The organism is Prochlorococcus sp. MIT 1323 (assembly GCF_047304905.1).
Classification (GTDB): domain Bacteria; phylum Cyanobacteriota; class Cyanobacteriia; order PCC-6307; family Cyanobiaceae; genus Prochlorococcus; species Prochlorococcus marinus_D.
This window is the reverse complement of sequence record NZ_CP138973.1, coordinates 1,087,537-1,099,778: the sequence shown is the minus strand read 5'-3', so window position 1 is coordinate 1,099,778 and position 12,242 is coordinate 1,087,537. Positions and strand designations below refer to the sequence as shown.

The window sequence follows — 12,242 nt, the reverse complement described above, 5'->3', positions numbered from 1 at the left end:
TGCTGCTCTCAAGGCTGCGTCGATGGCTTCTTCTCAAGCTTCTCCAGGCACCGTCTTAATCACGGGCACGACCTCTGGCGTCGGGTTGTATGCCTGCAAGGCACTTGTCTATCGAGGCTGGCAGGTGATCACTGCAAATCGACATCCATTGCGAGCTGTTGCCGCTGCCGAGAGGGTGGGTATCCCAGCCGCTCAACTTACTCATCTAAGGATGGATTTGAGTGATCTCCAGAGCGTTCGCGATGGAGTCGAGACCCTGCTCGGCTCGCTCGAACAACCGCTGGATGCACTTGTTTGTAATGCCGCGGTCTATCAGCCCAGGCTGCGCAAGCCGAAACGCTCAGCTCAGGGCTATGAGCTTTCGATGGCAACCAATCATTTCGGCCATTTCTTGCTGATTCAACTTTTGCTTGAGAACCTCAGCAAAGCACAAGTATTTCAATCAGCGCGTGGCTCGTATTTGTCTGCTGCCCGAGTGGTCATTCTTGGCACAGTTACAGCTAATTATAAGGAGCTTGGCGGCAAGATTCCGATTCCTGCACCGGCTGATCTGGGTAATCTTTCAGGTTTTGAACAAGGATTTCATGCGCCTATCAGTATGGCGAGTGGCAAAAGCTTCAAGCCTGGCAAGGCCTATAAAGACAGCAAGCTCTGCAACATGATCACCACGCAGGAGCTTCACCGGCGTCTACATGAACAATCAGGGATTTTATTTACCTCTCTTTATCCTGGTTGTGTGGCTGATACACCGTTATTTCGCTACACACCAAAAATCTTCCGGTTTTTGTTTCCTATATTCCAGAGGCTGATTACTGGTGGATATGTCACCCAGGCCAAGGCTGGCCAACGGGTTGCACAGGTTGTAACTAATCCAGAGTTTGGTGTATCAGGTGTGCATTGGAGTTGGGGCAATCGTCAGAAGAAGAACCGCGAAAGTTTCCGACAGGAACTATCGGAAAGGGCAACAGATCCAATCACCGCAAAACGGGTCTGGGAATTGTCGATGAAATTGGTTGGCTTGACTTAAATGATCAAGGGCTTTGCTCCTTTTAGAGGTTAGTCAAAGCCAAGTAGGTCAAAAATTTCACGATCTTTGAGAGGTTCCGCTTCAAGAGGCTCAACCTTATCGATCATTTTTTGTGCGAGTGCAAGATATTCATTTTGACATTCCATTACCCCCTCGTCTGATGAGTCCATCTCGAAAATTGTGCATTTCTTAAGTCTTGATCTACGTATTGCATCAACGTTTTTAAAATGAGCCATAGTTTTCAGCCCTGTCTGTTGATTGAATTTTTCTATTTGATCTAATTCGGCAGAACGATTCGCAATAACTCCGCCAAGGCGAACTTTGTAGTTCTTAGCTTTAGCGTTAATTGCAGCGACAATGCGATTCATCGCAAAAATCGAATCAAAGTCGTTGGCGGTGACGATGAGGCAGTAGTTGGCATGTTGCAAGGGTGCAGCGAAGCCGCCACAGACCACGTCTCCAAGGACATCGAAGATCACCACATCGGTGTCTTCCAGCAGGTGATGCTCTTTAAGCAGCTTTACGGTCTGTCCAGTCACGTAACCACCGCAACCGGTGCCGGCTGGAGGCCCACCACTCTCGACACACTTGACTCCATTGAAGCCTTCAAACATGAAGTCATCTGGTCGTAACTCTTCGCTATGGAAATCAACCTCTTCAAGGATGTCGATCACCGTAGGCACCATGCGATGCGTAAGCGTGAAAGTACTGTCGTGCTTGGGATCACAACCAATTTGCAGTACTCGCTTGCCGAGTTTGGAGAATGCGGCTGAAAGGTTGGAGGAGGTGGTGGATTTACCAATTCCGCCTTTCCCATAAACCGCGATTACCAGGGCCCCTTCCTGAATGCGAACAGAAGCATCCTGTTGAACTTGCACACTGCCTTCACCATCGGCTGGTCGTGTCAGGGTCGTGGTCATTGAGTGATCTTGCTCAAGTTCTTATTGTTATTCAAGGCCAAGGGATCTATCTCTGCTGGTTCCTAACAAATTCGATACAACTTTTTTCAAGGTTTGCTTGCTTTTCGAGACAAAGGGATTGACCATTAGAGAAAGATGAGTGTAAACACTCATCCTCTTTTCTCCTTGTAATGACTAGAAGCTTCTCTATTTTTTTCTGATAGTCAAGCCCGAAAGTGGACTTTTGCGTCGTAAACGGTTTCGCTGTCGATACGTCTACAACCAGCCTGGCGCGCATACTTTTCCGTATTGCGACGAACCTTTCCGCGTACAAAGAAGGGGATCTTTGCGAGCTCTGCTTCTCCCTCTGGGGTCCAGAGAGGTGATTCCTCAGATGAGGAATCTGCATTTGATCGCGTTGATGGATTGGTTGCTGCTTGGCTTTGTTGTTGTTCCGTTTGGCTCTGATGTCCGCCTAGGTGTCCTAGGTGGCTTTGATGACCATCCACAAATTCAAAGTCATGGCGGAACATACCGATTAGATGCTCCTCAAGGCCCATCATCAATGGATGCACCCAGCTATCGAAAATGACGTTTGCACCTTCCCATCCCATTTGTGGGCTGTATCTGGCAGGCACGTCTTGCACGTGCATCGGTGTGCTGATGACTGCACAGGGAATACCCAGTCGTTTTGCACTGTGCCGCTCCATCTGTGTGCCAAGCACAAGTTCGGGAGCTGCCTCTGCCATGGCAGCTTCCACGGCAAGGTAGTCATCGCTGATGAGTGCTTCAAGTCCTAGTTCTTTGGCTGCAGCTCGTACCGGTCTGGCCATTTCGCGGCTGTAGGTGCCAAGACCCACCACTTTGAAACCGAGCTCTTGATCAGCAATCCTTGCTGCGGCAAGGGCATGGGTGCCATCGCCAAAAATGAACACGCGCTTGCCGGTGAGGTAGTTGGAATCCACAGACTGTGAATACCAAGGCAGTCTCGATTGCTCTGTACCTTCGCCTGGATTAGGTGCAGGCATCTCTAACAATTGATGGAGTTCCTCTAAAAAGTCTTTGGTAGCACCCACTCCGATCGGCACTGTTTTGGAGAACGGCATGCCGTAATTGCGCTCAAGCCAGAGACAAGTTGCTTCTGCGATTTCAGGGTAAAGACAGACATTCAGATCAGCATTGGGCAGCCGCATTAGATCAGCTGGCCTTGCTTCAAGTGGAGCCACAACATGTACATCAATGCCGTGTTGATTGAGCAGTTTTTCCAATTCGAGAATGTCGTCTCTACAGCGGAAGCCGAGCAGGGTTGGCCCCAAGAGATTCACTCTGGGCCGGCGTCCTTCGTTTTTCCATGCAGCAGGGCTATGACTGACGCCAGATTGCTCAGAAGGCTGCTTGCTGAGGATGCCTCGCACGAGTTGATAGAACGTTTCTGAGGCTCCCCAATTTTCTTTCTTGCTGTAGGCCGGCAGTTCTATACCCACAACAGGCATGTTGAAACCCATGCCTGAAGCAAGTGAGCCGGGTTGGTCTTGAATGAGTTCAGCGGTGCAACTTTCACCCACCAAGAGTGCTTCGGGGTTAAAACGCTCCACGGCTTCACGCAGATGACCTTTGACCAATTCCGCCGTATCTCCTCCTAGATCCCTGGCTTGAAAGGTGGTGTAGGTCACGGGCGGTCTGCGCCCGCGCCGCTCGATCATCGTGAACAGCAGATCAGCGTATGTGTCTCCTTGCGGGGCATGCAACACATAATGAACTCCTTCCATCGAGGAGGCGATGCGCATGGCTCCTACGTGAGGAGGCCCTTCATAGGTCCAGAGAGTGAGTTCCATTGGCTTTTTTAGACGCTTACGAGGAGTTGGTTGTTGAGAAGGTTGCGCCGATGCAGTGGCCTTGCAAACAGTTCGGCGAGGTCTGCGGCTTGATCAATGCCGTGGATGGGGCTAAAGATCAATTCGATTGACCATTTCGTTGCAATCTCTTCCGCTTCAAGGGGATTTGCCAAACCCATACCGCAGACAACTAGATCAGGACGCTGCTCCCTAACCCTGTCGAGCTGCTTCTCCACATGTTGGCCCTCCATGACTTGCGTGTTGTGCGGCAGCAGTTCCAATTCAGACTGCATCATCTCTCGATTGAGATAAGGAACTCCAACTTCTACAAGTTCCATTCCACATTCTCTGTGAAGGAAACGTGCTAGTGGAATTTCCAACTGGGATTCAGGCATCAGGAAAATTCGCTTTCCAGCCAGTTGCTCTTTGTAGGGCGATAAAGCCTTTTGGGCGCGCACCATCAAAGGTTCAAGGATGGTTGCAACGTGACTGCCATTGATATCAAAAGCGTGGGCTGCCGCTTCCATCCAGAGTCGGCTTCCCTCAGCTCCCAGAGGGAAAGGCGCTTGAAGGATCTCGGCGCCTCTGTCTTTGAGTTCCCTAGCCGTGTCAGTTAAGTAGGGCTGGGTTAGCAAAACACGGGTGCCAGGCCCTACGGATGGCAGATCAGTCGACTGCCTTGGCGGCAAGCTGGACACTGAGGGGATGCCGAGGCGCTCGAAGAGATGTTTGAGACGATCTTCAACTGCGTTGGCCATGGTGCCAACAAGCAGAAGCTGGGCTTCGTTGCTATTAGGCATCAACGGCACCATGGCTTTGAGCGCACCGTCCTCACCTTGGGTAAAGGTGGTTTCAATGCCGCTGCCTGAGTAATTCAGCACGCGAACGCCGCCTTGAAGCTGTCCATTGAGTCGCTCGGCAACTCTTGCTAGATCTAACTTGATCACTTCGCTGGGGCAGGAACCCACCAGAAAGAGGGTGCGAATTTCAGGACGTCTCGCCAACAAGTCGTTTATCACCCGATCGAGCTCTTCATGGGCGTCTGCAAGTCCAGCGAGGTCTTTCTCCCCCAAGATTGCGGTGCCAAAACGCGGCTCGGCAAAGATCATCACGCCTGCGGCGCTTTGGATCAGATGTGCACAGGTGCGTGAGCCCACCACGAGGAAGAAGGCATCGGGCATGCGTCGATGCAGCCAAACAATTGACGTCAAGCCACAGAAAACCTCCCGAGGTCCGCTTTCCTTTAGCAGCGTCGTGCTGCCCATGGGCTGCTCCAAAATCGCTATAACAATTTGCTTGATGAATGAACAAATCTGCGGGAGTTAATAAACTCTTCGGGATCGAGAAAAGCTTTTTGTTATAGAGGCCGGACAAATTGCTTCTCTTGCCATAGAGGAGGGGCCCACAGCCAGATATTGTTTAGTTCAACTCAAGTGGGAAGGAGCACTACGTTTTGGCATTGATCCATGGATTTCATCTGCGCAATGTTCGCGGAGATCTATTAGGCGGATTGACCGCTGCGGTGGTGGCGCTGCCTTTAGCCCTCGCATTTGGCAATGCTGCCCTTGGCGATGGAGGCGCGATCTACGGCCTCTACGGAGCGGTGATTGTTGGCTTCTTCGCAGCGCTGTTTGGCGGTACTCCATCTCAGGTCAGCGGCCCGACTGGACCGATGAGCGTCACCGTGGCAGGAGTGGTCGCCGCCCTTGCTGCTGTTGGTATCTCCACAGCGTTGCCAACGGTTGATGGCCCAGGCGAGCTTTTGCCCCTGGTGATGGCCGCAGTTGTTGTTGGAGGTCTCTTCCAAATTCTGTTTGGGGTCTTACGACTGGGTCGTTACATCACGCTTGTGCCCTATTCAGTGGTGTCTGGCTTCATGTCTGGGATTGGGGTGATCATCCTCATTCTTCAGATTGGACCTCTCTTTGGCATCTCAACCAAGGGCGGTGTGATTGCTTGCCTTACGCAGTTATCGGCAAACTTTCAACCCAACTGGGGCGCCGTAGCAGTGGCGGTGATGACCTTGGCCATTGTCTTTTTGGCACCTCGGCGACTCACCGAGTGGGTGCCTTCACCGTTGTTGGCTTTGTTGATTGTTACGCCTCTCTCGGTTGTGCTTTTCAATGACGCGAACCTTTCAGCCCGAGGCATCGATGAGCTGCCGCGTATCGGCACGATCCCTGAAGGTGGCCTGAGCTTTTCTTTGCCCAGCTGGGACCCAGCATTTCTTCCTTTGATTATCAAATCAGGCTTAGTGCTTGCAGTGTTGGGAGCAATCGACTCGCTGTTGACATCCCTTGTTGCAGACAACATTACCCAGACTCGTCATAACTCTGACCGAGAGCTGATTGGCCAAGGAATTGGCAACTCTCTTGCTGGGCTGTTTAACGGATTGCCTGGCGCCGGTGCAACGATGCGGACGGTGATCAATGTCAAATCTGGAGGCAGCACGCCACTCTCTGGAATGGTGCATTCCATTGTGCTGTTGATTGTTTTGTATGGAGCAGGTCAGTTCGCGGCTTTAATTCCAACTGCTTTGCTTGCAGGAATATTGGTCAAGGTAGGTCTCGATATCATTGATTGGGGCTTCTTGCTTAGAGCTCATCGCCTCTCGATTAAGACAGCTGTTGTCATGTATGGCGTCTTGCTGATGACAGTTTTCTGGGATTTAATCTCAGCAGTTTTGGTTGGTGTGTTTGTTGCAAACCTATTAACCATTGATTCGTTGACACAAGCGCAATTGGAAGGAATGGATGCTGATAATCGTTTGATGGATGGTGATTTTGACAACAAATCAACTGGTGCTGCTGCTAATACTGAAGAGCCATCTTTGCCCCCTTCAGAACAAGCATTGCTTGATCGTTGTGGCGGGCAGGTGATGTTATTTCGCCTGCGCGGGCCATTGAGCTTTGGGGCTGCTTCGGGGATCACAGAACGAATGGCTCTGGTACGTAATTACAAGGTCTTGATCCTTGACATTACTGAAGTTCCTCGGCTTGGCATTACTGCAACTTTGGCCATTGAACAGATGGTTCAAGAGGCAAAAAACCATTCAAGGAAAGCTTATGTTGTGGCTGCAAACGAGAGGGTCCGCAACAGACTTGAGAAGTTTGATGTGCAAGGTTTGATGGCTAATCGAACTCAAGCTCTTGAAGCTGCCCTGGCTGACTTATAAGAGCAAGTGACAACTTATTAGAGATCTCAGCTTCAGGAGACCACCTTCATTGGGTTGGGATCTTTGATAAAAACAATGATATAATCTATCTTGTAAAATCTACAGCTTTTGAATGGTTTGAAAAATTGTCTACGCTTCTTTTAAGTTCCTCTTTCCCAGTCATTATCTAAAACAGCCCTTATCTCCCTGCAACCTTTTATATGATCACAGCAACCGCAACAGCACTTGATGCAGGGCTAATACTGGCAAATGTTTTATCACCAAAGGTTTTATTTTTTTTCTTGGGTGCGATTGCGGTTTTCTTGAATGCTGACCTTGAGATTCCTGCGCCGCTGCCGAAATTATTTTCGCTTTATTTGTTGATGGCCGTTGGCTTTAGGGGTGGCATGGCTTTGGCGAAAGATGGTCTCGGTGGCCAAGTTATCCCAACCATTACTGTTTCTGTGTTAATGGCGGCGGTCATCCCGCTGATTTGCTTCTGTATTTTGCGATTGAGGTTTGATGTCTTTAATGCAGCAGCAATATCAGCGACATACGGCTCAATTAGCGCAGTGACCTTTATCGCTGCTGAGAGTTTTCTTCAAGCTCAAAATATTTCTTATGACGGATTTATGGTGGCCCCACTGGCGTTAATGGAATCACCGGCAATCATCGTTGGTTTGATCTTAGTTCGGCTTGGTTCCCGTCAGGCACGTCCTGGTTCTGATGGAATGAACTGGCGCAAGGTTCTGCATGAATCGATGCTGAATGGCTATGTGTATTTGATTGCAGGTAGCCTTGTAATTGGTTTCATTGCTTCTATCTATAGCCCTGCTGGTGTAGAGAAGATGGAACCATTTGTTTACAAGTTTTTCTATGGAGTCTTGTGCTTCTTCTTGCTGGAAATGGGGATGGTTGCGGCGCAGCGTTTTAAAGACCTCAAAAAAGCAGGCGCTTTTCTTGTCTTCTTTGCGATACTGATGCCAATGTTCAATGCGTTAATTGGAGGCCTTGTTGCTAGGGCCCTTGGTTTAGGGTATGGTAATGCACTCTTGTTTATTATTTTGTGCTCTAGTGCCTCTTATATTGCCGTACCTACGGCAATGAGAATGACAGTTCCAGAGGCTAATCCAAGATATTACATTTCTAGCGCCTTGGGATTAACTTTCCCTTTTAATCATACGATTGGAATTCCGCTATATATGGGTTTGGTTTACAAATTAATCCCTGCATCAATTTAAAATCATGAAGCGCCTGGATTTGATCGTAAGTGAGAGAGAGCTTGAGTTAGTGATTGAAGCTCTTGATAAAGCTGGGGCACCTGGCTATTCAGTCATTAGGCCTGTAACAGGTAGAGGTCCTGATACGTATGTGACAGAGGGCATGGATTTTAGTGGTCTTGGTACAAATGCTCATGTGATTGTCTTTTGCGAGATAGAAGTTCTTGAGAAATTGCGTGTATCGATAAACCCTATACTTAATTATTATGGTGGTGTCGCTTATGCTGCAGAGGCCTCACCACTCTGACAATCTTTTGAAAAGATAAATAATAACGATATGGGTTTTGTGCTGCTTATTAGTAGCCGCAATTGATGCCGCCTTAAAGGTTTAAGTTTTAGCCTCACACTAGAGAGATAAGTTTTTTCTTTGAAGTTAGCCTGATTGATTTGAGAGCACTATTCTCTTTTTGGCAACCAAGTCATAGCTGAATGCAATGACTCCAACTGGCAAGGAAAGAAATAATTAAAATATCGCATATGAATCTAAATATAAGCTTCTAAAATAAAGTGGTTTTTTCAATGACTTCTCCCCTTCCTGCCATTAGAACAGTATTAGCGGTGTTATCTGGATGTTGTCAAGAGATACTCGCCTGCGTTTGCAAGAGATTCTTGCTCGAGTCGCAAGCGATCAGCCCGTTAGCTTAAGTGAACGGATTTATATTCATAAGTTTGCTGACCGAAACCAGACTGTTGCAACCTGGTTGCATAGAGCGAGAAGAGAACAACAGAAATTGCAACCTCAAGATGGTATTGATCAGTTGCTCGATGCTCTTCAACTTGGCTCGTCCGAACCAGATGATCACTACTGCTCGGAGGATGACGACCTTGGCGAATGGTTTGGCGGAGCTCCGTCCTGGTTAGGTAGGAGCTGACCTTCAATTGTAGGTTTTTCTATCACAATGCAATGTGTCTGCACTTAGATCTTTTTAATTGCAGACGAAACATGACTAAATTTACGAGAATCGATTTTTTGGATTGATGGCTGCAGTTCGCTTTTTACCGGCTGTTCTGGCTTGATCTAACACTTTTGCTTCTTGTGAGTCATCTAGCCAGAAAGCAACCAATGATGAAATCCAAGTGGCTGATTATGCTGAGCTGGTGTGCTCTGCTCGAAATCAAGTTGATCAGGCTGTAGCGGTGGTCAATGCGCTGACTTCTGAACCCACGATTGCCCAGGCTGAATTCAGTGAGTATCGTGACCAGGTGAAGATCTTCTGCGACGCTGTCGAGGAGATACGTGAGTAGAAGGATCTGACTCTTGCTGAAGCTGCTGATCAGCAAAAGGGCAAAGTGGCTCCTGTGATTGCGGCCAGAGAACAATTGATGGCAACCACGATCTGCATCGATGTTGAACAGTCGGCTAAAGGAGAGTCAGACGATGAAGACGAGTCAGAAGATGAATGATTAAAGATAATCTCTTCTGGAGATTGATCAGTTTGATGATTAATTTTCAAGGGATTCAAAGGCGGCGACGGAATCCATCGCCGCTGAATCCATCAACATTGCGCTCTGGAGTTTTGTCGGAACTGCTGAGCTTCCAAACGTTTCTGCTGACTCGCCTTGCGATCAGCCCTCCTCGTCTGACTTCCTTTGAGCCGGGTCTAGCGCCAAGAAGTTTTGACACCTCAGCTGTGCTCAGTGGAGCACCAGTTTGAATGGCCAAAGATGTGAGCTCGAGGCGTTGTCGCAGAGCTAAAAGATCGGCTTGTCCGCCAGTCTCAGCTTGAGACCATGTCCATTCACTTGCACCTTCCCGCATTTTTTGCATCAGGCCCAAACCAATTAAACCCAAGGCTTGCTCTGCTTTTAGGTCTGTTGGAAGGTTTGTAGATTCAGATTTTTTTTCTTGCATGGTGGCCATAGTCCATCCCAATCATTGATTTGGACGGTATCGGCTCTAAGGCCACTTGCAAGAGCAGTGCATTTGAAAGATATGTTCAATCACAAGGTATTATCCCCGCCATGCAGCGATTTGCGGGTTTAGAAATTCGGGAGCGGCGTCAAGGTGGAAGCTCGCTGGTGACAGGAACTGAGGTTTTGCCTCAGGCCTCAGGGGCAAGCTGCGTCATTACGACTGATTCGGAGACAGCAAGGGTTGGCCGTCAAAATAGTCATGTGCAGCAAATTGAATTGCGCACGTATGTTTTCCTCGATTCACTTCAGCCTCAGCTAGCTGCCTACATGGGCACGGTGAGTCAAGGCTTTTTACCGATTCCTGGTGATGCTTGCCTGTGGATGGAGGTCTCACCAGGCATGGCTGTCCATCGAGTGACTGATATTGCCCTTAAGGCCAGCAATGTGCGATTAGGCCAGATGGTCGTTGAAAGGGCTTTTGGTTCTTTGGCCCTATACCACCGTGATCAGAGCACTGTGCTCCATTCCGGTGATGTTGTTTTGGATGCCATTGGCAGCACTGTTAGCCAGAGAAGTTCTTGTGATGTGAGCTGGACCGAGGTGATCCGTGCGATAACCCCAGATCACGCTGTTTTGATTAATCGCCAAAATCGTCGTGGTTCGATGATTGAAGCTGGAATGAGCATGTTCATTCTTGAAACCGAACCGGCTGGTTATGTATTAATTGCTGCCAATGAAGCTGAGAAGGCATCCAATATCACCATCGTTGACGTGAAAGGCGTGGGAGCCTTTGGCAGGCTCACATTGGCGGGGAAAGAAGGTGATGTAGAGGAGGCTGCTGCTGCTGCAATGCGAGCCATCGATCAAATCAATCGCTAGCTAAACAATCTGATCAAGTCCTAGTTGTTCTCGCAGGCAAGGGGCTAGTGCTCTAGCCGCTTTTCCTCGACTACCAAGCCTTGAAAGCTGTTGATTATTGAGTTCTCCGTAGGTGCAGTTCGCTTCGCGAACCCAAAACAGCGATTCGAACTCGCCTCCTTCATAGGCAGGCGATCTAAGTAGTTCTCCCCAGCAAATCCCCTCTGCTGCTTTAAGAAGCTTCCCCTTGGAATTGCATAGAACCATCACACTGCGGAAGCGAGCACTCCGATATGGGTTGTTTTCAAGGGCCGCAAGGATTTTCTTGATTTTTTCTTGATTGCTGGCAGCAAAGCGGGCCGAATAAAGCCCCGGGGCTCCATCCAGGGCATCAACTTCTAATCCGGAGTCGTCAGCAATGGTCCAGTTTCCAACTCGTTTTGCGACTGCTCGAGCTTTGAGTAGGGCATTGTCTAGATAAGTGGAGCCCGTTTCCTCGACATCTAGATCTTGCGGTTGCCTCTGCACATCGATTGGGAGTGGACCAAGCATTGCTTCGATCTCGGCGACCTTGCGAGGGTTTCCACTCGCAATGGTTAGCAGTGGTTTAGCCAAAATCAAAAAATCTATCGCTCTTATTCTGCTTTAGGGGGTGGAAGTTCTCTCTTGGGAAGATCTGAGGCATGATTTTTGATTGTTTCTGCTCCCCTTGGACAAGCGATAGAAGCTTCTGGAGTCGATCAATTGAGACTTTCGCGCGGCTTGGCAACCAAATGTGGCCAAGCGCTGACAGAAAAACGAACAGTCGTTTAAAACAGTCGTAGCAAGGGTGATTAGCCGAGCTTATGAAAGGGGCTACGGATGGTGATCTCCGTTTCGGCTGAATTTGCTTGACGGAAGTTGCCTGCGCAGAGCATTCTCCTTCCCGAACATTCAATCTCCTACTACAGGTAAGCAATGGCTAGCGAAACCATGGGCATCGCCCTAGGCATGATCGAAACCCGCGGCCTCGTGCCAGCAATTGAAGCTGCTGACGCCATGACCAAGGCAGCTGAAGTGCGCCTGATTGGTCGTGAGTTTGTCGGTGGTGGATATGTCACCGTGCTCGTGCGTGGCGAAACAGGCGCTGTGAACGCCGCCGTTCGTGCTGGCGCTGATGCTTGTGAGCGTGTTGGTGACGGCCTTGTGGCAGCGCACATCATTGCTCGCCCTCATCGCGAAGTTGAGCCTGCGCTAGGCAACGGCAATTTCTTAGGTCAGAAGGACTGAGGCCTTCTGCGATGGCTCTAAGAGCCGCGCTATCTCAACCTTCTATACCGACTTAAAAGGAGCTAT

General features: G+C 49.2%; 12 protein-coding genes. 7 read left to right on the top strand and 5 right to left on the bottom strand.

Annotated elements, in window-relative coordinates:
- The first annotated feature begins 22 nt into the window (after nucleotides 1-22).
- The gene (locus SIB68_RS05395) at nucleotides 23-1,027 is read left to right on the top strand and encodes a protochlorophyllide reductase (RefSeq protein WP_063400200.1); all 1,005 of its coding nucleotides are present in this window, start codon (nucleotides 23-25) and stop codon (nucleotides 1,025-1,027) included.
- A 29-nt stretch (nucleotides 1,028-1,056) separates the two neighbouring features.
- Here the strand turns inward: SIB68_RS05395 and bchL are convergent, their stop codons facing one another.
- From bchL to SIB68_RS05380, 3 genes are all read right to left on the bottom strand, one after another.
- Nucleotides 1,057-1,947, bottom strand: a complete 891-nt coding sequence (gene bchL / locus SIB68_RS05390) for a ferredoxin:protochlorophyllide reductase (ATP-dependent) iron-sulfur ATP-binding protein (protein WP_063397370.1) — start codon at nucleotides 1,945-1,947, stop codon at nucleotides 1,057-1,059.
- A gap of 203 nt (nucleotides 1,948-2,150) precedes the next feature.
- Nucleotides 2,151-3,761 carry a ferredoxin:protochlorophyllide reductase (ATP-dependent) subunit B gene (locus SIB68_RS05385; RefSeq protein ID WP_063400201.1) on the bottom strand — a complete coding sequence of 537 codons (1,611 nt, stop codon included), beginning with the start codon at nucleotides 3,759-3,761 and terminating at the stop codon, nucleotides 2,151-2,153.
- Nucleotides 3,762-3,769: 8 nt separating this feature from the next.
- On the bottom strand, nucleotides 3,770-5,026 hold the full coding sequence (locus SIB68_RS05380; RefSeq protein WP_063400202.1) for a ferredoxin:protochlorophyllide reductase (ATP-dependent) subunit N: 1,257 nt from the start codon (nucleotides 5,024-5,026) through the stop codon (nucleotides 3,770-3,772).
- Between the two features lie 188 nt (nucleotides 5,027-5,214).
- Here SIB68_RS05380 and SIB68_RS05375 point away from each other — a divergent pair, with 188 nt between their 5' ends.
- From SIB68_RS05375 to SIB68_RS05360, 4 genes are all read left to right on the top strand, one after another.
- Nucleotides 5,215-6,936 carry a SulP family inorganic anion transporter gene (locus SIB68_RS05375; protein WP_063400203.1) on the top strand — a complete coding sequence of 574 codons (1,722 nt, stop codon included), beginning with the start codon at nucleotides 5,215-5,217 and terminating at the stop codon, nucleotides 6,934-6,936.
- 200 nt (nucleotides 6,937-7,136) lie between these two features.
- Nucleotides 7,137-8,156 carry a sodium-dependent bicarbonate transport family permease gene (locus SIB68_RS05370; protein ID WP_063400204.1) on the top strand — a complete coding sequence of 340 codons (1,020 nt, stop codon included), beginning with the start codon at nucleotides 7,137-7,139 and terminating at the stop codon, nucleotides 8,154-8,156.
- A gap of 4 nt (nucleotides 8,157-8,160) precedes the next feature.
- Nucleotides 8,161-8,442 carry a P-II family nitrogen regulator gene (locus tag SIB68_RS05365; RefSeq protein WP_063400205.1) on the top strand — a complete coding sequence of 94 codons (282 nt, stop codon included), beginning with the start codon at nucleotides 8,161-8,163 and terminating at the stop codon, nucleotides 8,440-8,442.
- 830 nt (nucleotides 8,443-9,272) lie between these two features.
- Nucleotides 9,273-9,440 carry a hypothetical protein gene (locus SIB68_RS05360; protein ID WP_236068921.1) on the top strand — a complete coding sequence of 56 codons (168 nt, stop codon included), beginning with the start codon at nucleotides 9,273-9,275 and terminating at the stop codon, nucleotides 9,438-9,440.
- A gap of 214 nt (nucleotides 9,441-9,654) precedes the next feature.
- On the opposite strand, the gene SIB68_RS05355 is transcribed toward SIB68_RS05360, so the two are convergent.
- The gene (locus tag SIB68_RS05355) at nucleotides 9,655-10,056 is read right to left on the bottom strand and encodes a hypothetical protein (protein ID WP_011130580.1); all 402 of its coding nucleotides are present in this window, start codon (nucleotides 10,054-10,056) and stop codon (nucleotides 9,655-9,657) included.
- A gap of 101 nt (nucleotides 10,057-10,157) precedes the next feature.
- On the opposite strand from SIB68_RS05355, the gene SIB68_RS05350 reads away from it, so the two are divergent.
- Nucleotides 10,158-10,928, top strand: coding sequence for a hypothetical protein (locus SIB68_RS05350; RefSeq protein WP_011130579.1), 771 nt, complete (start codon nucleotides 10,158-10,160; stop codon nucleotides 10,926-10,928).
- Here the strand turns inward: SIB68_RS05350 and SIB68_RS05345 are convergent, their stop codons facing one another.
- Nucleotides 10,929-11,522: a non-canonical purine NTP pyrophosphatase gene (locus SIB68_RS05345; RefSeq protein WP_041385109.1), complete on the bottom strand. Its 594-nt coding sequence runs from the start codon at nucleotides 11,520-11,522 to the stop codon at nucleotides 10,929-10,931.
- A gap of 342 nt (nucleotides 11,523-11,864) precedes the next feature.
- Between SIB68_RS05345 and SIB68_RS05340 the strand changes: the two genes are divergently transcribed.
- Nucleotides 11,865-12,176: a BMC domain-containing protein gene (locus SIB68_RS05340; protein WP_011130577.1), complete on the top strand. Its 312-nt coding sequence runs from the start codon at nucleotides 11,865-11,867 to the stop codon at nucleotides 12,174-12,176.
- The last annotated feature ends 66 nt before the right edge of the window (nucleotides 12,177-12,242 follow it).